The following is a 24,894-nucleotide window of genomic DNA, read 5'->3' as shown; positions in this document are numbered from 1 at the left end:
GAGTCGCCGACGTGGCCCCCTCGGGAGGCAGTGAGCGGAGCGAGAGTGAGGGCGGTTCATTCGAGCGGTGCGAGGCAGGCTTGTGCGATGGCTTGCAGCACGGCGTCCTGGTCGCCCAGCGGGGCATGCAGCTGCCACTCGATGGCGTCGCCATGCACTTCGCGCAGGCGCTCCAGCAGCAACGGCACGTCGCGGCGCACATGGCCGCCGGTGCCGAGGAACAGCGGCATCACGTGCACGCGCGTGCAGCCGGCCGCGGCCAGCTGGGCGGCGGCGGCTTCCATGTCCGGTGTCATGAATTCGAGATAGGCCATGACGAGCGGCGTGCCGGGCCGTGCGGCGCGCAGGCGCTCGGTGACGATCTCGAACGGCCGCGCCCAGGCCGGGTCGCGGGCGCCGTGGGCGAAGAGCAGCAGGCCGTCCATCAGCGCACGCGCGGCCGCCCGCAGGGCGCTGAAGCCCCCTCGGGGGGCAGTGAATGAAGGGAGCGTGGGAGCGTCATGACGTCAGCGGTATCTCACAAGCCAGGTGAAGGCGGCCATCGACAGCCCCATGTAGATCAGGCTGGGCGTCGCCGCCACGGCCCAGGGGGTCCAGTTCTTCAGCAGGCCGACGTGGCCCGCCACGTTGTTCAGCAGCACGAAGCTGATGCCCAGCATGATGCCGCCGAACACCTTGATGCTGATGCCGCCCGAGCGGCCGTGCAGGTAGGCGAAGGGCAGGGCCAGCGCCACCATGACGAAGCAGGCGAACGGATAGAACGCCTTGCGCCAGAACTGGATGTTGTGCGCCTGGGCCGACTGCTCCTGCGCCGACAGATGGGCGGTGTAGCGGTACAGCTCCAGCGTCGACATGGACATGGCCGGCAGCACCGCCGCGGCGATGACGCCGGCGTGCAGCGAGCTCTGCCAGTCCAGCTTGTCGAGCTTCTGTTCGGTGACGACGACGTTGCCGACGGCCTTGCTGGCCGCGCCCGCGGGAGCAGGGTTCCAGGTCGTGCGCTTCACGGCCTGCAGGTGCCACAGGCCCTGGCCATCGACGTCCACCTTGTCGGCCTCGGTGCGGGACAGCAGCCGGCCCTCGGGGTCGAACTCGAAGATGCGCACGTCCTCCAGCTCGCCGCCGGACCCCACGCGGCCCACCTTCACGGAGTAGCTGCGCTCCTGGCCGTCGATGGTGCGGTGGTCCTTCAGCCAGGCGCCGCGCTTGGCGGGGCTGTTGTCGCGGCCGAAGCTCGCGCGCAGTTCGTCGCTGCTGCGCTCGACCTGCGGCGCCACGTAGTCGCCGACGACGAAGGTGAGCACCGCGAACACCGCGGCCAGCCCGGCCAGCAGGCCCAGCGCCCGCGCCGGGCCCAGGCCACCGGTGCGCAGGATGGTGAACTCGCTGCTCTGCGCCATGCGGGCCAGCGCGATGATGCCGCCGATCAGCACGGCGATGGGGAAGAGCTCGTAGAAGTTGCCGGGGATCTCCATCGCCGCCATCAGCGCCGCCTTGCCGGCGCCTGCGCCGATGCGCGCCATGCGGTCCAGTTCCTCGACGAAGTCGATGAAGAACACCAGCGACAGGAAGGCCAGCGTGACCAGTACGACCGAGCCGACGATGTCCTTGTAGAGCAGATGCCGGACCGTCCTCATGCTGCGGCCGCCTTGGTTTGCCGGCGCAGGCAGAAGCGGTTGCCGTTGTCGCGCAGCCAGATGATGGCCAGCGCGAGGAAGAGGGCGCCGCCGTGCAGCGCCACGAGCCCGTTGGGCAGCGCAACGCGGCCGTTGCCGACCCAGGACACGGTCAGGTTGATGAGGTTGAAGTAGACGACGAACACCAGCAGTGCGAACAGCAGGTTCCAGTTGCTGGCGCGGCGCGGGTTGGCGGCCGACAGGCCCACGCCCAGCAGCGCCATGTTGAAGCCGCCCAGGATCATGCCGAAGCGCCAGGCCAGCTCGCCCTGGTTCTTCTGCGTGGGGTTGCGCAGCAGGTCCAGCGTGGCCGTGGCCTTCGGGGGTAGCTGGCTGGCGTTGGCCAGCGTTTGGGGGTCGGTCATGATCTTGTACTGCTCGAAGCGCGCCAGGCTCTTCTCGCCCGTCTGGAGCTGCGTCTCGTTGCGCTGGCCGTGGTCCAGCACTAGGTAGCGGTCGTCGCCTTCCATCAGCAGCCGGCCGCGCGACGCGGTCGTCACGGACTCGCGCTCATGCTGGTTGGCCAGGATGAAGACGTTGCGGCCGGTGGCGGCGTTGTCGCCATCGCGCTCGATGAAGAACACGCGGCTGCCGTCGCGCGAGCTCTGGAACTGCCCCGGCGCGACGCGCGACAGGTCGCTGCGCTTCTGGTAGCGGTCGCGCAGCTCGGCGCTGTTCTGATTGCCCCAGGGCCAGATGACGAGCTCCAGCACGACGATGGCCAGCAGCACCGGCCAGGCCATGCGCAGCACCGGCCGCACGAAGCTGGACAGCGGGATGCCGCTGGCGAACCAGATCGTCATCTCCGACTCGCGGTAGAAGCGCCCCAGCGTCAGCACGACGGCGAGGAAGATGGACAGCGTGAGGATGGTGGCCAGGTGGGCGATGGTCGTGTAACCCATCAGCAGCACCACGTCCTGCGGCGCAACGTTGCCGCCGGCGGCCTGGCCCAGCGTCTTGATCAGCGTCAGCGTCAGCATGATGGTCAGGATGACCACCAGCGTGACGCCGAAGCTCTTGGCCAGCTCGGACCGCGTGGACGAATCGAATAACATCAAACGCACTTCTATCTACTTCCGGTCATTATGGACTTCAAGGTGCAAACCACTGAGCTGGACGCGCTTGCCACCGCAGGCGCCGACGCTCTCATCGTGGTGCTCGGTGGCGACACGCTGCCGCAAGGCCTGGACGCCGCCGTCGCCAAACAGGCGCAGGCTGCGATCAAGCTCGGTGACTTCGCCCTCAAGGCCGGCCAGGCCGTCGTGCTGACGCATGCCGAAGGCATCAAGGCCGCGCGCCTGGTGCTGGCCGCCAGCGGCAAGACGACGCTGGCCGCCGCGCGTGCCGCGCTGGCCGCGGCGCTGGCGCAGGTCAAGTCGCGTGGCGTGGCCAGCGCGGCCGTTGCCTTCGCGGGCTTCGACGCAGGCCTGACCGAGGCGCTGGCCGAGCAGGCCGCCGTAGCTGGCGCCGATGCCGTCTACGTCTACCGCCACACCAAGCCCAGCGCACCTGCGGCGCCCAAGCTGGCCAAGCTGGCGCTGCTGGTGCCCAAGGCCGACCTGAAGGCGGCCAAGGCCGGCCTGACGCGCGGCGAGGCCGTGGCCGCCGGCATCGACCTGGCGCGCGAATGTGCCAACCGCCCCGCCAACTACGCGACGCCCACCTACCTGGGCCAGGTCGTGCAGGAGCTGGGTAAGACGCACGGCTTCAAGGTCGAGGTGCTGGACAAGAAGGCCGTCGAGAAGCTGGGCATGGGCAGCTTTCTGGCCGTGGCCCAGGGCTCTGACGAGCCGCTGCGCTTCATCGTCGCCCGCTACGAAGGCGCGGCCAAGACTGTGGCGCCGGTCGTGCTGGTCGGCAAGGGCATCACGTTCGACACCGGCGGCATCTCGCTGAAGCCGGGCGCCGAGATGGACGAGATGAAGTTCGACATGGGTGGCGCGGCCAGCGTCATCGGCACGCTGCGCGCGGTGGCCGAACTGAAGCCCAAGCTGAACCTCGTCGTCATCGTCGCGGCCTGCGAGAACATGCCCAGCGGCCGCGCCGTCAAGCCGGGTGACGTCGTCACGTCCATGTCGGGCCAGACCATCGAGATCCTGAACACCGACGCCGAGGGCCGACTGATCCTCTGCGACGCGCTGACCTACGCCGAGCGCTTCAAGCCCGCTGTCGTCGTCGACGTGGCGACGCTGACCGGCGCCTGCGTCATCGCGCTGGGCGGTGTGCGCAGCGGCATGTACGCCAGCGACGACGAACTGGCCGCCGCACTGACGGCAGCCGGCGACACTGCGCTGGACCCGTGCTGGCGCATGCCGCTGGACGACGAGTACGCCGAAGGCCTGAAGAGCAACTTCGCCGACGTGCCCAACATCGCCGGCCGCGCCGGTGGTTCCATCACAGCGGCCAAGTTCCTGCAGCGCTTCGCCGGCAAGTACCGCTGGGGCCACCTGGACATCGCCGGCACGGCCTGGAAGGGCGGCGCCGCCAAGGGTGCCACCGGCCGGCCCGTCGGGCTGCTGACGCACTTCGTGCTGGGCCACGCCAAGTAAGCGTGCCGGTCCAGGTCAGCTTCTACAGCGACGCCGCCGAGCCGCTGCATTTCGCCTGCCGGCTCATCCGTCGCGCCCTCGCGTCGGGCAAGCCGGTCGGCGTGTGCGTGCCGGCGGCCCAGGCCGCGCGTCTCGACGAGTTGCTGTGGAGCTTCGAGCCGACGGAGTTCATCGCGCACAGGCGTTGGGACGGAGCCACGCCTGTGGTCTCCGGCGAGGTGCTGCTGGTGGATGATGCAAGCCGGCTGCCGCATCGCGGACTGCTGCTGAATCTCGCCGACACGATGCCCGCCGACGCGATCGATTTCGAGCGCGTGCTGGAGGTCATCGGGCGCGATGCCGATGTCGTCCAGGCGGGTCGGGCGCGTTATCGCGTCTACCAGCAGGCCGGTGCCAAGCTGGACCATTTTTCAGCGGCAGGTTGACCGTCCCGGGTCCACGCTTTCCCCGATGAGGGGGCTTTCGGATTTGGGATATGTTCAATTCGTTGAAAACTCAACAGTTCTGGTCTTTCTCCTTTTCTCTCCCTCTTCCAAACCGGAGTTGATCCATGCAAGTCAAAGTGAATGTGTTGGTGGGCGCAGTGGCCGCACTGCTGAGCGGCGTCGCGATGTCTCAGGAGCTGGTCGTCAAGATCGGCCACGTGGGCCCCACCAGCGGCGCCATCGCGCATCTGGGCAAGGACAACGAGCTGGGTGCGCGCCTGGCCATCGAGGAACTGAACGCCAAGGGCGTGACCATCGGCGGCAAGAAGGCCAAGTTCGAACTGCTGGCTGAAGACGACGGCGCCGATCCGAAGCAGGGCACCGCCGCGGCCTCCAAGCTGGTGGACTCCAAGGTCAACGGCGTGGTCGGTCACCTGAACTCCGGCACCTCCATCCCGGCCTCCAAGATCTACAGCGACGCCGGCATTCCGCAGATCAGCCCGTCGGCCACCGCCGTGGAATTCACCAGCCGCGGCCTGAAGAACACCTTCCGCGTCGTCGCCAACGACGGTCAGCTCGGTGGCACGCTGGGCCGCTACGCCGTCACCACGCTGAAGGCCAAGAAGGTCGCCGTCATCGACGACCGCACCGCCTACGGCCAGGGTGTCGCCAAGGAATTCGAGATGGCCGCCAAGAAGGCCGGCGCCCAGGTGGTGGGCCATGAGTACACGAACGACAAGGCCGTGGACTTCATGACCATCCTGACCACGTTCAAGGCCAAGAAGCCCGACGTCGTCTTCTTCGGCGGCATGGACGCCGTGGCCGGCCCGATGCTGCGCCAGATGAAGCAGTTGGGCATCGAAGCCAAGTTCATGGGCGGCGACGGCATCTGCACGGGCGAACTGCCCAAGCTGGCCGCCGGCACCATGGGTGACGGCCAGGTGGTCTGCGCCGAAGCCGGTGGCGTCGAGGGCGAAGCCAAGAAGTCGATGGACGACTTCCGTGCCAAGTTCAAGGCCAAGTTCAACGCCGACGTGCAGATCTACGCCCCCTACGTCTATGACGCCGTCAACGTGATGGTTGACGCCATGGTCCGCGCCAAGTCGGCCGAACCCGCCAAGTACCTGCCCGAGCTGGCCAAGACCTCCGGCTTCAAGGGCGTGACCGGCGTCATCGCCTTCGACCCCAAGGGCGACATCAAGAACGGCGCGCTGACGCTCTACACCTACAAGGGTGGCGCGCGCGAGCAGATCGCCGTCGTGCGCTGATCCAGCGTTGCCGACGTCGCACCCGCGCGACGCGGGTGCATCACCGAAACCCGCCTTCCGGCGGGTTTTTTCGTTGGGAGATGGTTTGTCAAACTGCGCCCCGGCCGGGACGACAAATCCACGCCCGCTGCGACAGATTGGGTGAAAAAAATCATGTGCTGCAGATTTTCCATATGCGTCGGAAATATTCATGTCCCAGGTTGATTTCCGACGGCCGCGGAGCCGGTGTGGGTTGAAAGCGAGGTTTCGCCAGATTTCAATGTGATGGCTGTGCGTTTCGCACGCTTTGCCGGCCAGTGCGCCGGCCTTTCATGGTGCTGTCGCCGGCTTTGCGGTCTACTGCCGGCGGCCGCGAAATGGTCTCCCGGAGGCCGCGGCGCGGTCGCTGCCGGGGGAGCCGGATTCAGGGGGCAACCACCCTCCAAACGGGGGGCTTTCAAGCCCTGAGGCCAGAGGCATGATGCCGGCGCGATCGAGGCTGGGTGGGCCACGTCTTTGCGGCGTCAGGCCGGTGTCGACTGGACCCGTCCTGACAGCCTCCGGGGCGGCAGGCGGGCGAGTGCCGCAGGCACTTTCGCGCCGAGGTGAATGGAATATCGAGAATTTCGAATTTCGCGGACCGTATGGCAGACGCAGAAGGCGCCCAGCAGAACTGATCGGGGATGTAGATGATTCGAATATTCAACCATTACCTGCACAAGCAGACCCTGCTCCAGGTCTTCTTCGATCTCGGTCTGATCGTTTTTGCAGTTATCGCCGTCGTGCTGAGCCAGGGCGAGGCTGCCCAGACGGTGCTGCCCTTTGCCGCATCTCATGGGCTGTCGCTGGCCGGTTGCATGTTCGTGATCAATTCGGCGACGGGCTTCTACCAACACGTGCACAACCGCTCCGTGACCGAGTCCTGCGCGCGTGCGCTGTTCGGGCTGCTGTTCGGTCTGCCGCTGGCCTACGCCATCTTCAGCCTGGTGCCTTCGAACACCAGCCACCGCGATCTGCTGACGCTGGTGGCGATGGCCGCCGTGGCGGCCGTGATGGTGCATCGTGTGTACGCCGCGCACTCCAGCACGCAGGCGCGCATGCGCAGTCGCATCCTGATCTTCGGTACCGGCCCGGCCGCCCGGGCAGTGGGCAACACGCTGCGTGCGTCGGACCCGCACGCGCAGATCGTCGGCTACTACGCCGGCCCGAACGAAGAGCAGCACGAAGTGCCGCAGGGCGAGATCATCAATGACGGCGCCAACCTGACCGAGGCGGCGCTGCGCCACAACGTCGACGAGATCGTCGTGGCCCTGAGCGAGCGCCGTGGCGGCAGCATGCCGCTGCGCCAGTTGCTCGACTGCAAGCTGTCCGGCGTGCGCGTGGTCGACATCGCGACGCATTTCGAGAAGACGTTGGCCCAGATCAACATCAAGCACGTCAACGCCGGCTGGCTGGTGTTCGGCGACGGCTTCAGCCAGGGCATGGTGCGGGCCGCGATCAAGCGGGTCTGCGACGTCATCTTTGCCGCGCTGATCCTGGTGGTGGCCTGGCCGGTCATGCTGGTCACCGCGCTGGCCATCCGCATCGAGTCGCGCGGCCCGGTGCTGTACCGCCAGGAGCGCGTGGGCCTGAACGGCGTGCCGTTCAAGGTCATCAAGTTCCGCAGCATGCGCACCGATGCCGAGAAGGACGGCAAGCCGCGCTGGGCCAGCAAGAACGACGACCGCGTGACCCGCGTGGGGCGCTTCATCCGCAAGGTGCGCATCGACGAGCTGCCGCAGCTCTTCAACGTGCTGTGGGGCGAGATGAGCATGGTTGGCCCGCGTCCGGAGCGCCAGTTCTTCGTCGACGAGCTGGTCAGCAAGATCCCGTACTACGCCGTTCGCCACAGCGTGAAGCCGGGCGTGACAGGCTGGGCCCAGGTGCGCTACGAGTACGGTTCGACGATCGAGGATTCGGTCGAGAAGCTGCAGTACGACCTTTACTACGTCAAGAACCACTCGCTGTTCCTGGACCTGCTGATCATGCTGGAGACGGTGGCGGTGGTGCTCACGGGCAAGGGCGCCCGCTGACGGCTTACCCCCTTGCCTCGGCGTCGGCCACGGTGCTGGCCGCCCGCGAGGCGTGCTTGAATCTCGCATGCCTCGCGCCGACCTCGCTGCTGCCCCTAACGACCTGATCGAAGCGCTTGCTCCGCTGGCTTCCCTGGGTAGCCTGGGTGATGCGATCTGCTGTGCGGCCTATGGGCTGCTGGCGCTGTATTTCGCGTTGCGACTGCTGCGTGGAAGCCTGCCGGTCAGCGGGCTTGCCCTGACCTTCCTTGCTGCCCTCGTGGCGAGCGCGGTGTGGTCCGGCTCGGCGCTGGTGGACGCCTTCAGGCATTGGTCGGACCGCTTGCCCACCTGGCTCGTGCCCAGCCTCGACCTGCTGCGCTTCGGGCTTTGGTATGCCTTCCTGCTGAAGCTGCTGCGGCCTGCGGACGGCGAGGGGCTGCGCTGGATGCGGCCGGTCGCCGTGCTGATATTGCTGGCTCAGCTGGCGTTGATCCTGGGGGCCGAGGCGCTGGCGCGTCTGCAGGCGTTCGGCGCGCTGGGGCTGGCCGTCTTCGGCTTGGTGCTTGTCGAGCAGATGCTGCGCAATGTCGGGGCCGATGCACGCTGGAACACCAAGCCCTTCTGCCTCGGGCTGGGCGGCATCTTCGTCTTCGACCTCTTCATCGGTTCGCAGGCGGCGCTGTTCCAGCGTTTTGATGGCGATGCCGTCAGCGTTCGCTCGCTGGTGCATGCGGCCGCCGTGCCCTTGCTGTATGTGGCCTCGCGTCGCCATGGCGACTGGCGTGGCAAGCTGCATGTGTCGCGCATGGCGGTGTTCCATTCGGCCGCGCTGCTGCTGGTAGGGGCCTATCTGTTGGTGGTGGCCGGTGTGGGCTACTACGTGCGCTACACCGGCGGCCAATGGGGGCGGGCACTGTCGGTGGCCCTGGTGTTCGTCGCCTTGGTCGCATTGGCGTTGCTCGTGGCGTCGGGCTCGATGCGATCGCGTTTGCGCGTCTACATCAGCAAGAACTTCTTCAGCTATCGCTACGACTACCGTGAGGAGTGGCTGCGCTTCACGCGGCTGCTCGCGAGCAGCGTCGAGCCGCAGCACACCGCCGAGACGGTCGTGCGCGCGCTGGCCAATTTGGTCGAGAGCCCGAGCGGCATGCTGTGGCTGCAGCGCTCGGCCGATGCGGAGTTCGTCCAGGCGGCCCGCTGGAACCTGCCGGCCCAGGCGGGCGGCGAGTCGCGCGATGGATCGCTCGCCACGTTCTGGCGGGACCGCGCGTGGATCATCGATGTGCAGGAGTGGCGCGAACGCCGCGAGGCTTACCCCGGGCTGGACCTGCCGTCATGGCTCAACGAGGAGCCGCGCTGTTGGCTGGTGGTGCCGCTGCTGGTGCGTGAGTCGCTGATCGGCTTCGTGGTGCTGGGCAAGCCGCGTGCGGTCGTTGAGCTGAACTGGGAGGTGCGCGACCTGCTGCGCACCGCGGCCAGCCAGGCGTCGGGCTACCTCGCGCATGCCCAGGCCATGGAGGCGCTGCTGGAGTCGCGCAAGTTCGACGCGTTCAATCGCATGTCCGCCTTCGTCGTGCATGACCTGAAGAACATCGTGACCCAGCTGTCGCTGATGATGAAGAACGCCAAGCGGCTGCGCGACAACCCGGAGTTCCAGCAGGACATGCTGGACACGGTCGAGAACTCGCTGGAGAAGATGCGGCAGCTGATGCTGCAACTGCGCCAGGGTGACAGGCCGCACGGCGTGACCAGCGGCGTCGACCTGGAGCAGATCGCCCGGCGTCTTGCGGCAGCTGCGGCCGGCAAGGGCAGGGTGCTTGAGCTGGAGTTGCAGCCCGGCGTCAGCACGCGAGGGCATGTCGAGCGCGTCGAGCGCGTGGTGGGCCATGTGGTGCAGAACGCGTTCGACGCGACGCCGGCCGGTGGGCAGGTGCGCCTGACGCTCGATGCGCATGGCAGTCAGGCGAGGGTCTGTGTCACCGACACAGGCTGCGGCATGACGGAGGAATTCATACAGAATCGACTCTTCAAGCCGTTCCAGACCACCAAGGCCAGCGGCATGGGTATTGGCGCCCACGAAAGCTATCAATACGTGCAGGAACTGGGAGGCAAGATCAGCGTGCAGAGTGAACTGAATCGGGGTACCTCCGTGACCCTGTTGCTGCCGTTGTTCCACGCGCAGGACGAGGCGCCGCTGGCGTCCATGGAGTTGCGATGAGTTCGCCCCGCCACGCGCCGTTGCTGATCGTCGAGGACGATCTTGCGCTGCAGAAGCAGTTGAAGTGGTCGCTGGACCGTTTCGAGTCCGTCACCGCCGACGATGTGGCCAGCGCGGTGCTGCAGTTCCGGCGGCACAGCCCCGCCGTCGTCACGATGGACCTGGGTCTGCCGCCGGATCGCGATTCGGTATCCGAGGGCTTCAAATGCCTGGAGAAGCTGCTGGAGCTCGATGCCAGCGTCAAGGTCATCGTCCTGACCGGGCAGAACGACCAGGCCAACGCGCTGCGCGCCATCCGCACCGGCGCCTACGACTTCCTGGCGAAGCCGGTCGACCCTGACGTGCTGAGCCTGACCGTCGAGCGCGCCTACCGGCTGTACGAGTTGCAGCAGGAGAACCGCCGCCTGCAGATGCAGCAGGGCAGCGATGTGCTCGCCGGGTTGGTCACGCGCGACCCTGGCATGCAGCGTGTCTCGCGCATGATCGAAAAGGTGGCGCCCAGCGACGCCACCGTGTTGCTGCTGGGCGAAAGCGGTACGGGCAAGGAGGTGCTGGCGCAGGGGCTGCATGACGCGTCCAAGCGCAAGGGGCGCTTTGTCGCCATCAACTGCGCTGCCATTCCCGAGACGCTGCTCGAGAGCGAGTTGTTCGGCTACGAGCGGGGCGCGTTCACCGGCGCCACCAAGTCGACGCTTGGCAAGATCGAGACGGCCAACGGCGGCACCCTGATGCTGGATGAGATCGGTGACCTGCCGATGCCGCTGCAGGCCAAGCTGCTGCGTTTCCTGCAGGAGCGGGTCATCGAGCGCGTTGGCGGGCGCCAGGAGATTCCCATCGACGTGCGCGTCGTGGGCGCCACCCACCAGGACCTGACGGCGCGCATCGCTGACGGCCGGTTCCGCGAGGACTTGTACTACCGCCTCGCCGAGATCGTCGTCGAGATCCCGCCGCTGCGCGACCGTGTGGGCGACCCGGTGCTGCTGGCCCACGCCTTCGCGCGGCGCTTCGCGACCGAGATGCGGCGGCCTGTCCCGACGCTTGCCGACGACGCCGTGCGTGCGCTGGAGGTGCACCGCTGGCCGGGGAACGTGCGTGAACTGCAGAACATGCTCAAGCGCGCGGTCATCATGGCGGATGATGACCGCATCACGGCCGCCGACCTGGGGCTGCGGCAGAGCGCGGCCGCACAGGATGAGCCCATACTTGATCTGCGCACGGTGCGCGAGGCCGCCGAACGCCAGGCGCTCATCACGGCGTTGGCGCGTACCGACGGCAACATCGTCAGGGCTGCTGAACTGCTTGGTATCAGCCGCCCGACGCTCTACGACATGATGAACCGCTTGCAGATAAAGTCCTGACGGGACGGTCAGCATGCATCTAGAACACACCAGCCGTCGTCGCCGTTCCTGATCGGGAGCGTGAAGACCGTCGATGGCGCAGGGAGAGGAAACAGCTTGATCACGACCACTTGCCGATACAGCCTGACCAGCATTGCCGTCGCACTGGCCCTGACGGCTTGCGGCGGGCAGGCGCCCGAGAAGTCCATCGCCGCGGCGAAGGCGTCGTTGGCCAAGGGGGACGACAAGGCCGCCGTCATCGAGCTCAAGGGCGTGCTGCAGAAGGAGCCTTCGCTCGCGGAAGCCCGCTTCCTGCTGGGCAGCGCCCTGATTGCCGGCGGCAACATGCGCGACGCCCTGATCGAGCTCAGCAAGGCGAAGGAGCTCGGCTACTCGCCCGCGGCGCTCGCGCCGAAGATGGCTCGGGCCATGGTGGGCCTGGGGCAGTTCGACAAGGTCATCGCCGAGTTCGCCACGACCCAGCTTGAGGCCCCGTCAGACAAGGCGGACCTGCAGATTTCCGTCGCCAGCGCCTATGCATCGCTGGGCAAGGGCAAGGAGGCGCAAGAGCGCATTGCCGCCGCGCTCGCGGCAGAGCCTGGCAACCTGCGGGCGGAGTTCGCCCGGGTGCGTTTTCTCGCCAGCTTCCAGAACCTGGCAGCCGCGCTCGCTGCCATCGACGAAGTGCTGGCCAAGTCGCCCCGCAGTGCCGAGGGCTGGCAGATCAAGGGTGACCTGCTGAACTACGGCGGCCAGCGCGACGAGGCCGTCACCGCTTTTCGCAAGTCCCTGGAGCTCGACAACACCAGCGTTGCCGCGCACACCGGCTTGTTGACGCAATTGCTGCTCAAGAAGGATCTGGCCGCCGCGGAGAAGGAGCTGGAGGCGCTCAAGAAGGTCAAGCCCGATGTGCTGGTGGCGCGCCGCTTCACGGCCGCGCTGGCGCTTGAGAAGGGGGATCTGAAGGCCGCGACGGAGAACATCCAGGAGGTGCTCAAGGTCACCCCCAACGACATCAACGTGCTCCACATGGCCGGTGCCATCGAGTTCAGGCGCAACAACCTGCGGCAGGCGGAGGCGCACCTGTCCAAGGCACTGTCCGAAGCCTCGTTCATTCCAGGCATCCGTTTGCTGCTGGCGCGCACCTATGCCCGCGGTGGGGATCGCGCCAAGGCGCTGCACACGCTCCAGCCCTTGCTCGACGATCCCGGCTCCAAGCTCGATGCCCTGGGCATCGCGGCGGAAGTCGCGCTGCAGCAGGGCGATGCCGAGCGCGCATCGGGCTATCTGCGCGAAGCGCTCAAGCTCAACCCCGGAGACAAGCGCAGCCAGACCGCCATGGCCTACGCGCAGGTTGGCAAGGGCAACGTCGAGCAGGGGCTGGCGGAGCTGAAACGCATCTCAGCCGAGAGCCCGGATTTCACGCTGCCTGACATGCTGCTGGTCACCACGTATCTGCAGCGGAACCGGCTCGACCAGGCGCTGGCAGCCGTCGATGTGCTGCAGAAGAAGACGCCCAAGGAGCCCATGGCGCCCAACCTGCGTGGCGTCATCGAACTCCGGCTGGGGCACTCGCCGGCGGCCCGCAAGGCCTTCGAAGCGGCCGTGGCCAACGACCCGGTCTACCTGCCGGCCGTGGCCAGCCTGGCCGCGCTGGATCGCAGCGAGGGCAACATCGAGTCGGCGATCGGGCGATACAAGGCGCTGCTGGCACTGCAGCCTGACAACATCGCCGCCAACATGGCGGTGCTGGCGCTGGAGGAGCAGCGCGGGACACCGGTTGCCGACCGTGCAGAACTGCTGAAGAAGCTCATCAAGCGCCTGCCGCAGGAAGTCCAGCCGCGCGTGGCGCTGGTGAAGCTGGAGCTGGAGCGCAACGAACCGAAGGCTGCATTGGCGGTGGCGCAGGATGCCGCCGCAGCGCTGCCGGACCGCGCCGAAGTGTGGACTGCACTCGGCCGGGCGCAGATGGGCGCGGGCGATTTCAACCAGGCCGTGAGTGCGTTCAACAAGGTGGCAGCCATGCAGCCGGGCTCGCCCGAGCCGATGCTGCGGCTGGCCGAGCTGTACCTGGGCAGGAAAGACAAGGCTTCGGCGGTACAGCATCTCAAGAAGGCGCTGAACATCCAGGAGGACTACCTGCCCGCCCAACTGGCCTTGGCCTCCATGCATCTGGAATCCAAGAACTATGCCGAGGGGCGCAGCTTGGCCAAGCTGGTTCAGAAGCAGCGGCCGAACGAAGCCGTCGGCGCGATGCTCGAGGGTGATGTTGAAAGCACCCAGAAGAACTGGGCGGCAGCCATCACCAGCTACCAGGCCGGTCTGGCCAGGTCCGGCGCGCCGGAACTGGCCATCAAGCTGCACAAGACGCTGCTGTCGGCGGGCAAGGCCGCCGAGGCGAAGAAGCTCCAGGATGACTGGTTGGCCAAGAATCCCAGCGACACGATGATGTTGTTCTACCTGGGCAATGCAGCCTCGCGCGCCCAGGACTACGACTTGGCAGAGAAGCACTACCAGGCGGTCGTGAAGATCCGGCCAGATCATGCGCAGGCCCTCAACAACCTGGGCTGGGTGACGCTGCAGTTGAAGAAACCGGGTGCGCTGCAGTATGCGGAGAAGGCCACTGCGCTGATGCCCAACGAGCCCGCCTACCTGGATACGCTGGCGGAAATCTACGCCAGCGAAGGCAAGCTCAACAAGGCGATCGAGATTCAGCGGCGTGCTGTCGCGCTGACGTCTCATACGCCGGCGCAGCGCCTGCATTTGGCGCGTCTGTACATCGACGCAGGCAACAAGGCGGCCGCGCGCGAAGAGTTGTCCAAGCTGGCCGAACTGGGCTTCCAGTTCGCACAGCAGGCCGAGGTGTCGAAGCTGCTTTCGGAGCTGTGACCGGCGGCTTGGGCGCAGTTTTTTAGCTGAGAACGAGCGAGCTTCCGTATGGCCACCATCAAGCGATCCAGCCTGCGCAAGAAGCTGCATGGCTACCTGCGGCGCGCGTTCGGCGTGCTGCCCAGCAGCCTCCGGTTCGCGATCTACCGCACCATGGTGGATTGCGATCCGGCGCCAGACAGTCGGCTTGAGCTGAAGATCGCCGACACGAAGGAAGAGCTGGAAGCCTGCTTCCGCATCCTGCATGACGCCTACGTCGCCAGCGGGTTCATGAAGCCGGACCCGTCAGGCATGCGTGTGACGCTGTACCACGCGCTGCCGACCACCACGACGCTGTGTGCAAAGTACGACGGGCGCGTGGTCGGCACCATCTCGATGATCCGGGAAGGCGTCTTCGGGTTCCCGTTGCAGTCGGTGTTCGAACTCGAGCATGTCCGTGCGAAGGGCGGCAACATCGCCGAAATTTCGGCGCTGGCGGTGCACCCGGACTTTCGCAAGACCGGCGGCGCGATCCTGTTTCCGTTGATGAAGTTCATGCACCAGTACTGCACGGAGTACTTTGATACCCGGCATATCGTGATTGCCGTGAACCCGGAGAAGGTGGAGCTGTATGAAGCGCTGCTGTTCTTCGGCCGCCTGCAGGAGAAGGTGGTCGACAACTACGACTTCGCCAACGGCGCTCCGGCCATCGGCGCCGAGTTGGACCTGAAGTACGCGGGCGAGATTTTCAAAGTCGGCTACCGCGGCCGGCCGGCGCGGAAGAACCTGCACCACTACTTCTTCCAGCATCAGCTGCCGAACATCAAGCTGCCGGCCAGGCGGTACTTCACCACCAACGACCCGGTGATGACGCCGGAACTGCTGGACTACTTCTTCAACGTCAAGACCAAGGTCTTCGACAGCATGGATGACCGCAAGAAGTCCCTGCTCTGGTCCATCTACAACACGTTGCCGGAATACCGCTCGGTGCTGCCGTTGCTGGAGAGTTCCGTCATCGAGGGTCACCCCTTGCGGCAACACCAGCGGTACTCCATCCGATGCCCGGCGTCCGTCAGTTTCGACACACCTGATGGCGGGCGCACGTTCGTGGTCAATGTGATCGAGCTGTCCTTGATGGGCTTCCAGGCTGAATCGGGTCTGGACCTGCCGTCTGGCGACGTCGTTGGACACGCCGTTGTAGATCTGGGCAAGGATGAGCGGTCTGTCGTCGAAGTGCGTGTCGCTCGCCGAAGGCAGACTGACCAAGGAACCTTCTTCGGTTTCAGGCTGGATGAGCCCGATCTCGCCTGGCGGCGTTGCGTGGCCGCGCTGGAAGTCGGGCGGACTTCCGGGGACCTTCTGCAGTAGGCGACTGTTCTCGAAATCGGGCTGAACGCTCTTTGGTGAGCCTCAGCCCATTTAGTTCTAGGTCGCCATGAGCACAGCTCAGCGAGTGGTTGTGGGGCACTGCTCTGATTTCATGCGGGAAGTGGAACTCGATACCACAGCGTGACTGCGGTATTGAGCCAGTTCGTTGTGTCGGAGCATTCCGCCCCATGTGGTCGCCCCCTCCCGTGCAATGAAGACGTCGGAGTTGGTGGCTGACACAGACGTAAAAAAGGGCCCCGAAGGGCCCTTTCTCTAACCAGCAGGAAACTGCCGATTACTTGGCAGCCTTGCTGCTGCGGCGGCGAACCAGGCCCAGGCCCAGGATCGCGGCGCCGACCAGGCCCAGCGACGCCGGTTCCGGCACGGTCACCACGTTGTCGAGGCGCAGGTCGACCGAGTTGGTCGAGCCGGCAACGTTCACCGTTGCGACGATGGCGTTGATCTTCGAGAAGTCAGCACCGCCACCACCCGTGGTCAGCGTTGCCGACGGGCAGACGTTCACGAGGAAGCAGACGAACGGGATCTGGAAGGTACCCGGGCCGAGGGCGGTCGTGCGGAACGACGAGAACTGCGTGGCCGAGGTGTAGACGTCGATCTGGAACGGGAAGCCGAGGTCGGCGGACACGACGGTCAGTTGGAACGCATTGGCGCCAACGGCCAGGTCCTGGTTGCCCAGGCCGGTGTTCTTGTTGACACCAGTGGACGCATCATTGATGCCGTCCCAGACGATCTTGCCGACCGCGTAGACGTCAGCTTCGGTGCTGAACGAGTAGATGCCTTGGGCGACCACGGCGCTCACGGTGCCGACGTCGTTGTTGTTCGCACCGGTCAGCTTCTCGATCGAGATATCGCGATAGCCGCCAAGGATGCTGCTGGAGAAGGAGGACGTACCCCAGATCTCGCCGGAGTTGTTGACGTCCGTCTGGATCTTGGTCTGCGCTTGGCTGAAGTCATCCAGCACGGCGCCGGCTTGGGCGGTGAAGCAGAGGGCTGCAGATGCTGCGGCGACTGCCAGTTTGAGAAGCTTGTTCATTTGATTCGCTCCAATGACACGTTGAAACACTGTTCGGTAGGGACCGAGGCCTAGTCGATGCATTTAAAGCAGAAGCCGTGCCAGATTGGAAAACTCTTTTATTATCAATGACTTGTGGTTTTTATCTGGGTGGCTGGGGTGCTGGGTGTAAAGCTTCCCGACAGTGCATTGGACCCCGGCGTCAACATCAGCTCATCCAGCGGGCGGCGGAGCGAACGCGCTGATGCGGCAGCCCCTTTGCCTACGCGGCCCATGAACACGGTGCGTTCGGCGACCGGGGCGCCGCCGAGCAATGTCGCTAACCGCGCCTCGATTTGCTGGGCGTAGCCCGCGGCGGCGGGCAGTTTGGAGAAGTGTCGCCGCTCGCGTGCGTATCTTGCGAAAACCAGCGGTGTGATCTCCGGCTGCAACTGGATGCCCAGTGATGTTGCCGTGAGCCAGAACCTCTGCATCGCCCGTCCGGCGGCGATGTAGTCATCGATGCCGCGCGGCGCTCGTTCTGCTTGGATGGCGAAGTGGCTCGCGCAGGCGAGGCCGGGGATGAAATCCAGTTGGATGCGTGGTGCGACCGTGCCGGCGAGGTAGCGATTCATGAAATCGATTCGTTCCCACGAGGTCATCGCGAACCGCATCAGCTTGGTGGTGACAGCGTCGGCCCCGAGCGCTTGATCCGGAACGCGGGTTTCGCTGTAGCGCGCGTTCCATTCGATGATGTCTCGATGTACCTCGTAAGCCTCGCGCATGATCAGCCGCAGCTTGGCCGAATGAAATAGCATGCGGGCCACGCGCAGTCGTGCAGAAAAGCTTTCCATCCACGCAACGCGGTGGTGCGGGCCGACCGAAGCCGCCAGCGCCGCCAGTTCTTCCGGCTGCAGCGGACGTGTGCTGAGTGGCCTGCGTTGGACGCTGCGATTCTGGATGGAGGCGGCCAGGTGGTCAGGCTGTACGTTTGTGGACGGGGAGAACCGGAGATCCACAAGAGGCCGATGCTCTGGTGTATCCGCTCGGCGGATGGCTTCAAGCGTCAAGCCCTGAGTGGATGCGGCGATCGCTGCCGTTTCGATCAAGGCGCCCATGGATATCTGGCTTGGATGGCCATCCAGGTCGTAGACACAATGCTCGCGGGTATCAAAGCCATGCACCACGACATGCCAAGGCCCTTCGATCTGGAAACGCCAGGGCTGCGTGTTGTCGCCGCTTGGTGCCCAGCGAGCAAGGTCAAGAATCTTGTGAATGTCAGGCGTCTGGCTCATGGTGCGTGGCCTTGCTTTTTGTGTGCGGCAGATTGTGGGTGAGCGTTACGGCCTGCCGACGGATTTGTGTCGACGCGGTGGGCTTGCGTGAGATCTTCGCTACAGGGATTCGGTGATGAATAACTCGACTTTCGACTACGGTGCGGCGTTTTCCCGCAACATCGGCTGGGTGACGCGTGATGAGCAAGCCCGCCTGCGGGGCGCGCGGGCTGCCATTGCAGGCCTGGGTGGGGTGGGTGGGGCCCATCTGTTGACGCTCGCGCGACTGGGCATCGGTGCCTTCAACATCGCTGACTTTGACAGTTTTGAAGTGCATAACTTCAACCGCCAAGTGGGTGCTGGCATGTCAAGCATTGGGCGCCCCAAGGCGGAGGTCATGGCCGAGATGGCCAAGGATATCAACCCTGAAGCGGACGTCAAAGTATTCGACGCCGGCATCAATGAGGGGAATGTCGATGCTTTCCTGGATGGTGTTCAGGTGTATGTTGATAGCCTGGATTTCTTTGTGCCCGAGGTGCGCCGGCTGATTTTTGGTGCTTGCGAGCGGCGAGGTATTCCGGCCTTGACGGCGGCGCCGTTGGGGATGGGGGTTTCGCTGCTGTATTTCAAGCCGGGGGGGGTGAGTTTCGAGGACTACTTCCGCGTGGCGGGTCAGCCGCGCCAGGAGCAGTACGCACGGTTCATTGCAGGTTTGTCGCCCGCCATGCTGCAGCGCGACTATCTGGTCGATCCGGAGGCGGTGAACTTTTCAGAGATGCGCGGGCCTTCGACGATGATGGCCTGCGATCTCTGTGCAGGCGTGATGGGGACTTCCGTGTTGAAAGTCCTGCTCGGTCGCGGAACTTTGCGGGCGGCGCCTTGGGCGCTGCAGTTCGATGCCTATCATCAGAAGCTGCGCTACACGTGGCGCCCCTTCGGTAATGCGAACCCGCTGCAGCGAATTCTGATGATGTTGATTCGGCCGGTGCTCAAGGGGCGTTGAAGCCCTTGCCATGGCAACGATGAAAGGTGGCCCTCAAATGCGTGACGTGTCAAATGTCCTGGATGTCGCCGCTGCTGGTTCTCGCGCGCCATTTGGTTCTGAACAGTACCGACGTGAATTTCGGGAGAGCGTGTCCGGTCGCCTCGATGGGCGCTGGTATGCGCTGTTGAATCTGGTGGTGCTTCTGGCAATCATCTGTGCGCTGTTCGTGAGCATGGGTGGGTTTGGTTTGCGCCATCTGGTGCTGTTGCCCGTCTTCTTCTTGGTTGCCAACGGTATCGAGTACTTTTTGCACCGGTACCCCATGCACCGCAAGATGCCCGGTCTGACGAGGTTGTACGAGCACGTCACGATCCATCACAACTTCTATGCGAACGAGAAATTCTATTTCGAAGAGCCGCGGGACTATTATGCGGCAATCCTGCCTGTGTATATATTTGTCGGTCTGGCGGTATTGATTGCGGCGTGCGCTGGAGTCGTCTACATGCTCTTTGGCCGGGACGATGCGCTGTTTTTTGCGCTGGTGGCCTATGGCTACTATCTGCTTTATGAGCTGCTGCACTTCACCTATCACGCTGGCGATACGGCGTTCGTGAGGTCGCTGCCCTGGCTGCGCGGCCTGTCGCGCAGTCACATCGAGCACCATCAGACCAGCAAGATGGCGCACTACAACTTCAATATCACTTTTCCGATCTTCGATCGGCTGATGGGGACGGCGCTGAAGTCGGATCGCCCCGCGCGTTGAGCTCGCCGTTGGGTGGGGTCGAGTTCGGGTATTTTTTCCGGCTGGCGGCGGCTCGTGAGTCGCGACAGTGCCTCGGGCCCGCGCAGGCGGGGCTCGGGTGCCAGTTTCGTCAGGGCCGGGCGAGCCGATGAGGGTGTGCGGCGACCGCTCCCAGCCCCTCAGATGCAGGCGGCGGTGCCGCTGCTGCTGTGGCATCATCCGCGTTTTTTGTGGCCGCCGTTGCGCGACGGCGTCGCCTTCGGGTCGCTTGCCTGCGACCATGGGTGATGACTGCCAACCAGGGCCTACAGGGGAACAGCTTTGAAATTCATTGCCGGCCGCGGAATGACCGCATTGCAGACGAATTCTCCTCGCGGTGTTTTTCTAGCCGCTCTGACGGCTTTGTTGGCGCTTTTCCTGGCAGGTTGTGCCACCGAAGGAAAATACCCGCGCGCGCCGGCTTCGGCGGCGGCGGATGACTACAGCTACATCATCGGCGCCGGTGACAACCTGAATATTCAGGTGTGGCGCAACCCGGAGCTGTCCATGTCGGTGCCCGTGCGGCCTGACGGAAAAATCTCGGCGCCGTTGGTGGATGAATTGATGGTCCAGGGCAAAACGTCGGTGCAAGTGGCGCGTGACGTCGAGAAGCAGCTCAGCAAATATGTGCGCGACCCGGTGGTGACGGTCATCGTCACCAGTTTCGTCGGTCCCTACAGCGAGCAGATCCGTGTCGTGGGTGAGGCGGCGCGCCCGCAGTTCCTGCCGTTCAAGCAGAAGATGACGCTGCTGGACGTGATGATCGCTGTGGGTGGTCTGACGGATTTCGCGGCCGGCAACAGTGCAACCATCCTTCGCACGGCCGAGGGCGGAAAGCAGTATTCCGTGCGCCTGAAGGATCTGATCAAGCGCGGAGATGTGTCGGCGAACGTGGAAATGCGGCCGGGCGACATCCTCATCATTCCGCAGAGCCTGTTCTGAATCTCCGGAGGCGGTGTGCCTGGCTCGTAGCCAAGCCCTTCCGCGCATCAGCTTTTAACGAGACCGTTGCAGATGGAAGTGTTGATTGCCCAGGTGTTGATCATCGTCCAGCGGATGTGGAAGTACCGCTGGATCGGCCTTGTGGTGGCCTGGGTGGCGGGCATCGTCGGCGCGGTGGTTGTCTTCGTGCTGCCTGACCGCTACGAAGCCAGCGCCCGCATCTACGTCGACACGCAGTCCATCCTGAAGCCGCTGATGGCGGGGCTGGCGGTGCAGCCCAATGTCGATCAACAGGTGTCGATGCTGAGCCGCACGCTGATCACCCGCCCCAACGTCGAAAAGCTGGTGCGCATGGCCGACCTGGATCTGAAAAACCAGTCCAAGGCGCAGCAGGAGGCGACCATCGACGCGGTGTCCAGCAACCTGTCCATCCAGAGTAGCGGTCGCGACAACCTGTACATCCTGGGATACCGGGACAGCAACCCAGAGACGGCGAAGCGCGTGGTGCAATCGCTGGTGTCCATCTTCGTGGAGTCCAGCCTGGGGGCGTCCCGAAAAGACACGTCGACGGCCACCACGTTCATCAACGAACAGATCAAGGCCTATGAGGCCAAGCTGGAGGAGGCCGAGACGCGGCTGAAGGAGTTCCGGCTGAAGAACCTGTCGATGGCCATGGATGGCAAGGATTCGGCGGGGCATATTGCCGAGGTAGGTACGCAGCTGGAGCGTGCGCGGCTGGAATACCGTGAGGCCATCAACGCGCGCGATGCGGCCAAGACGCAGCTGGAAGCGGAAAAGGCCCGGGGCGGGGCCCAGACTGCAACTCAGAGCCTGATCCAGGAAGCCGGTGCCAATGTCAGCACGCCCGAGCTGGATGGACGTCTGGCCGACCTGCGTCGCAATCTCGACGGTCTGCTGCAGCGCTACACGGACCAGCATCCCGACATCATCTCGACCCGCAAGCTCATCAAGGATCTGGAAGAGCAGCGCAAGCGCGAACTGGCCGAACTGCGCAAGGCGGCCATGAATGTGCCTGTTGTCAGCGCAGGGCAGACGGCCGGCAGCCCCGCCGTTCAGGAGATGGTGCGCCTGCTGGCGACCTCCGAGGTGCAGGTGGCCTCGCTGCGTGCGCGCGTGGACGAGTATTCCGCCCGGTACGCGCAAGCTATGGCGGCACTGAAGACGGCGCCACAGATCGAGGCAGAGCAGGCGCAGTTGAACCGCGACTACGCCATCCACAAGAAAAACTACGAAGACCTTGTCCAGCGGCGCGAGCAGGCGTCGATCTCGGGTGAACTGGACGTGGCCTCGGGCGTGGCGGACTTCCGCGTCATCGATCCGCCGCGCGCCAACCCCAAGCCGGTGGCGCCGAATCGGCTGCTGATGCTGGCCGGCGCCATGGCAGCCGCGCTGGGCGTCGGCGTGTTCACGACCTTCGCCGCCAGCCAACTGCGCCCGGTGTTCCACGATGCGAACGACCTGCGTGCGCGGGTGGAGCTGCCCATCCTGGGGGTGGTGACCCGCCTGGTGACGGATGCCGATCGGGCGCGCCAGCGCGTCGACCTGATCCGCTTTTCCGCGGGGGCTGGGGGATTGCTGGTGATGTTTGCCATCGCCTTGACGGTGCTGGCCGTCCAACTGAGTCGGCAGGTGGTTTGACATGACGAGCTTGATTGAACAGGCCGCCCAGCGGCTGGAGCAATTGCGCCAGGCTGGCGTGGTGCTGCCGGGGGATGAACAGGCTGCCCCTGCCGCTGAGCCCGTGGCTGCTGCACCGGTGATGGCGCCGGCCCCGGTGCCCGTGCCGGCCAAGCCCCAGGTGGGCATCTCGGTGGTGGACGACGGCACGCACCCGTCGTCCAAGCGCGTCGAGCTGGACGTGGTGGCGCTGGCTGCGCAGGGGTTCCTGATGCCGCACACGCCGCGTTCGCAGACCGGTGACCAGTACCGCGTCATCAAGCGCCCGCTGATCAAGAACGCCATGGGCAAAGGGGCGGCGACGATCAACCATGCCAACCTGCTGATGGTGACCAGTGCGCTGGCTGGTGAGGGCAAGAGCTTCACGTCCATCAACCTGGCACTCAGCATCGCGGCCGAGCTGGACAACACGGTCATGCTGGTCGATGCCGACGTGGCGCGGCCCTCGGTGCTGCGCATGCTGGGCCTGCCGCAGGGGCCGGGATTGCTGGACGTGCTGGAGGGGCGTGTCGACATGTCCGAGGTGCTGCTGCGCACCAACGTCGAGAAGCTGACCATCCTGCCCAGCGGCACGCCGCATGCGCGTGCCACCGAGCTGCTGGCCAGCGATTCGATGAGCCAACTGCTCGACGACATGGCCAAGCGCTACCCGGACCGCATCATCATCTTTGACTCGCCGCCGTTGCTGCTGACGACCGAGTCGCGCGTGCTGGCGTCTCACGTGGGCCAGATCATCATCGTCGTCCATGCTGAGAAGACGCCGCAGAGTGCGGTGCAGCAGGCGCTGGCGGCGATCGAGAACTGCCCGGTCAAGATGATGCTGCTCAACCAGGCCAGCCCCAACGCGGCCGGCGGGTACGGCTACGGCTACGGCTACGGGTATGGCTACGGATATGGCTACGGGTATGGCAGCAATGACTCGGCGCAAAGCTGAGCCCCGCCATCTCGCCATCGCACTCGTCGCCTGGGCCGCGCTTGCACAAGCACAGGATGGCGAGAAGGCGGGCGGGCGCGGGCTGTCGATCACGCCCCGTTTGACGGTGATGCAGAGCTGGACGGACAACCTGCAGTTGGCCGACCAGAACAAGGATGCGGCCCTGGTGACCACCGTGTCGCCGGGCTTGAGTGTCTCCAGCAACAACGGCATGTTGCGCGGCACGCTGGACTACTCGCTCAACGGCATTGCCTACGTGAAGACGGATCAGCCGTCACGCGTGCAAAACGCGCTGTCGGCCAGCGGCCAGGCGGAACTTGTCAGCCAGACCCTGTTCGTTGACGCCCGGGCCAGCATCGGTCAGCAGAGCGGTTCCGCCTTCGGCGTTCAGAGCATCCCGACGGCAGGCTCGCAGGGCTCCATTGCCAACCTCGCCAACCCGAACCAGCGCGAGACCATGGTGCTGTCCGTCTCGCCGTCGCTGCGCGGCAGGCTGGGGGGCTCGGCGCGCTACGAATTGCGTGGCGACTTCACGCAGACCGAAGTCCGGGGCTCCAGCCTGGGCGACAGCCGGGGCAATGGGGGCTCGCTGCGGATCGATCAGGTCACTGCTAGCGCGCTGGGCTGGTGGTTCAGCGCCAGCACCCAGCAGGTCACGGCGGCATCGACGCCGTCCAACCGCGCCACCTCGCTGCGATGGGGGCTGAACTACCGGCCTGATCCTGACTGGAACTTCTCCGCGAACGTTGGCCGCGAGCGGTCCAACTACCTGGGTACGACCAACAGCAGCGGCGCGACGACGGGTGCGCTGGCCGAATGGACGCCGACGGCGCGCACGCGGCTGTCCGCGGACTGGCAACGCCACGAATACGGCAACAGCCATGCGCTGACCGCAGAGCACCGACTGCAGCGGGCGGTGGTGCGCTACAGCGATTCGCAAAGCACGATGCTGGGCAACACCGGCGCGGCTGGCGGCGTGCGGACGAACTACGACCTGCTTTTCCTGCTCTACGCGTCGCGAGAGCCGGATCCGATCAAGCGGGACGTGCTGGTGCGCGGCGACCTGCAGCGGCTGGGCCTGTCGCCCGATGCCGTGGCCGCGGTGGGCTTCCTGTCGTCCGGGCCCAGCAAGCTGCGCAGCCAGCAACTGGGGATCACGCTGCAGGGCGTGCGCGCCACGTTGTCGGCGCAGCTGAGCCGGTCGCTGTCGGGCCGCCTGGGCAACAATGTGAACGGTGGCGACCTGAGCAGCACGTCCCGTGTCGAGCAGCGCTCGTACTCGTTGTCCGCCGGCTACCAGCTGACGCCCGCCTCGGGGTTGTCGCTGGTGGCTGCACGCCAGGAGTCCATGGGCGACCGGGACGGCCTGTCGACGCAGCTGACCAGCCTGTCGGCCAACTGGACGGCACGGCTGGGCGGACGGCTCGCTGTGCAGCTCGGCGCTCGCCACAGCCGTTTCGAAGGTGTCACGCCCTACACCGAGAATGCGGCCTACGCCAGCCTGACCCAGCAGTTCTGACCGAAAC

Annotated in this window: 19 protein-coding genes; 14 read left to right on the top strand and 5 right to left on the bottom strand. The window is 65.3% G+C overall.

What is annotated here, in order from left to right:
- Positions 1 to 56: 56 nt before the first annotated feature.
- The 3 genes from AC1Q7O_RS06695 to lptF all read right to left on the bottom strand — a co-directional run bounded on the left by AC1Q7O_RS06695 (position 57) and on the right by lptF (position 2,731).
- Positions 57 to 425, bottom strand: coding sequence for a sirohydrochlorin chelatase (locus tag AC1Q7O_RS06695; protein WP_492660048.1), 369 nt, complete (start codon positions 423 to 425; stop codon positions 57 to 59).
- A gap of 81 nt (positions 426 to 506) precedes the next feature.
- The gene (gene lptG / locus AC1Q7O_RS06690; RefSeq protein ID WP_492660049.1) at positions 507 to 1,637 is read right to left on the bottom strand and encodes an LPS export ABC transporter permease LptG; all 1,131 of its coding nucleotides are present in this window, start codon (positions 1,635 to 1,637) and stop codon (positions 507 to 509) included.
- Positions 1,634 to 2,731: an LPS export ABC transporter permease LptF gene (gene lptF, locus AC1Q7O_RS06685; RefSeq protein ID WP_492660050.1), complete on the bottom strand. Its 1,098-nt coding sequence runs from the start codon at positions 2,729 to 2,731 to the stop codon at positions 1,634 to 1,636. Before lptF ends, lptG begins: the two co-directional genes overlap by 4 nt.
- A gap of 30 nt (positions 2,732 to 2,761) precedes the next feature.
- Between lptF and AC1Q7O_RS06680 the strand changes: the two genes are divergently transcribed.
- The 8 genes from AC1Q7O_RS06680 (at position 2,762) to AC1Q7O_RS06645 (ending at position 15,742) form a co-directional block, all read left to right on the top strand.
- Positions 2,762 to 4,225 (top strand): leucyl aminopeptidase, encoded by a 1,464-nt coding sequence (locus AC1Q7O_RS06680; RefSeq protein WP_492660051.1) that lies wholly within the window; start codon positions 2,762 to 2,764, stop codon positions 4,223 to 4,225.
- Between the two features lie 2 nt (positions 4,226 to 4,227).
- Positions 4,228 to 4,650, top strand: a complete 423-nt coding sequence (locus AC1Q7O_RS06675) for a DNA polymerase III subunit chi (protein ID WP_492660052.1) — start codon at positions 4,228 to 4,230, stop codon at positions 4,648 to 4,650.
- Between the two features lie 125 nt (positions 4,651 to 4,775).
- The gene (locus AC1Q7O_RS06670; RefSeq protein WP_492660053.1) at positions 4,776 to 5,918 is read left to right on the top strand and encodes a branched-chain amino acid ABC transporter substrate-binding protein; all 1,143 of its coding nucleotides are present in this window, start codon (positions 4,776 to 4,778) and stop codon (positions 5,916 to 5,918) included.
- 668 nt (positions 5,919 to 6,586) lie between these two features.
- Positions 6,587 to 7,969: a TIGR03013 family XrtA/PEP-CTERM system glycosyltransferase gene (locus AC1Q7O_RS06665; RefSeq protein ID WP_492660054.1), complete on the top strand. Its 1,383-nt coding sequence runs from the start codon at positions 6,587 to 6,589 to the stop codon at positions 7,967 to 7,969.
- A gap of 67 nt (positions 7,970 to 8,036) precedes the next feature.
- Positions 8,037 to 10,169, top strand: a complete 2,133-nt coding sequence (gene prsK, locus AC1Q7O_RS06660) for an XrtA/PEP-CTERM system histidine kinase PrsK (RefSeq protein WP_492660055.1) — start codon at positions 8,037 to 8,039, stop codon at positions 10,167 to 10,169.
- Positions 10,166 to 11,527: a PEP-CTERM-box response regulator transcription factor gene (gene prsR, locus AC1Q7O_RS06655; RefSeq protein WP_492660056.1), complete on the top strand. Its 1,362-nt coding sequence runs from the start codon at positions 10,166 to 10,168 to the stop codon at positions 11,525 to 11,527. The genes prsK and prsR overlap by 4 nt, the downstream gene beginning before the upstream one ends.
- 96 nt (positions 11,528 to 11,623) lie before the next feature.
- Entirely contained in the window at positions 11,624 to 14,395 is a 2,772-nt protein-coding gene (gene prsT, locus AC1Q7O_RS06650; protein WP_492660057.1) for an XrtA/PEP-CTERM system TPR-repeat protein PrsT, read from the top strand.
- Positions 14,396 to 14,443: 48 nt separating this feature from the next.
- Positions 14,444 to 15,742: a GNAT family N-acetyltransferase gene (locus AC1Q7O_RS06645; protein ID WP_492660058.1), complete on the top strand. Its 1,299-nt coding sequence runs from the start codon at positions 14,444 to 14,446 to the stop codon at positions 15,740 to 15,742.
- A gap of 295 nt (positions 15,743 to 16,037) precedes the next feature.
- Here AC1Q7O_RS06645 and AC1Q7O_RS06640 read toward each other — a convergent pair whose 3' ends face one another.
- Together AC1Q7O_RS06640 and AC1Q7O_RS06635 are read right to left on the bottom strand one after the other, a co-directional pair.
- Complete coding sequence (locus AC1Q7O_RS06640) at positions 16,038 to 16,796, bottom strand: PEP-CTERM sorting domain-containing protein (RefSeq protein WP_492660059.1); 759 nt, start codon at positions 16,794 to 16,796, stop codon at positions 16,038 to 16,040.
- Between the two features lie 104 nt (positions 16,797 to 16,900).
- The gene (locus tag AC1Q7O_RS06635; RefSeq protein ID WP_492660060.1) at positions 16,901 to 18,049 is read right to left on the bottom strand and encodes a nitroreductase family protein; all 1,149 of its coding nucleotides are present in this window, start codon (positions 18,047 to 18,049) and stop codon (positions 16,901 to 16,903) included.
- 115 nt (positions 18,050 to 18,164) lie between these two features.
- Between AC1Q7O_RS06635 and AC1Q7O_RS06630 the strand changes: the two genes are divergently transcribed.
- The 6 genes from AC1Q7O_RS06630 (at position 18,165) to AC1Q7O_RS06605 (ending at position 24,887) form a co-directional block, all read left to right on the top strand.
- Entirely contained in the window at positions 18,165 to 19,031 is an 867-nt protein-coding gene (locus tag AC1Q7O_RS06630) for a ThiF family adenylyltransferase (protein ID WP_492660061.1), read from the top strand.
- 10 nt (positions 19,032 to 19,041) lie between these two features.
- Positions 19,042 to 19,776 (top strand): sterol desaturase family protein, encoded by a 735-nt coding sequence (locus AC1Q7O_RS06625; protein WP_492660062.1) that lies wholly within the window; start codon positions 19,042 to 19,044, stop codon positions 19,774 to 19,776.
- 300 nt (positions 19,777 to 20,076) lie between these two features.
- A complete protein-coding gene (locus tag AC1Q7O_RS06620; RefSeq protein WP_492660063.1) occupies positions 20,077 to 20,736 on the top strand; it encodes an XrtA/PEP-CTERM system exopolysaccharide export protein in 660 nt (219 codons plus the stop codon).
- Positions 20,737 to 20,808: 72 nt separating this feature from the next.
- Complete coding sequence (locus tag AC1Q7O_RS06615) at positions 20,809 to 22,395, top strand: XrtA system polysaccharide chain length determinant (RefSeq protein ID WP_492660064.1); 1,587 nt, start codon at positions 20,809 to 20,811, stop codon at positions 22,393 to 22,395.
- A 1-nt stretch (position 22,396) separates the two neighbouring features.
- A complete protein-coding gene (locus tag AC1Q7O_RS06610) occupies positions 22,397 to 23,368 on the top strand; it encodes an XrtA-associated tyrosine autokinase (RefSeq protein WP_492660065.1) in 972 nt (323 codons plus the stop codon).
- A complete protein-coding gene (locus tag AC1Q7O_RS06605; protein ID WP_492662675.1) occupies positions 23,316 to 24,887 on the top strand; it encodes a TIGR03016 family PEP-CTERM system-associated outer membrane protein in 1,572 nt (523 codons plus the stop codon). Before AC1Q7O_RS06610 ends, AC1Q7O_RS06605 begins: the two co-directional genes overlap by 53 nt.
- The last annotated feature ends 7 nt before the right edge of the window (positions 24,888 to 24,894 follow it).

It is taken from the genome of Roseateles sp. GW823-FHT07B05 (genome assembly GCF_058794515.1).
This window is presented reverse-complemented; position numbering and strand designations above follow the sequence as displayed.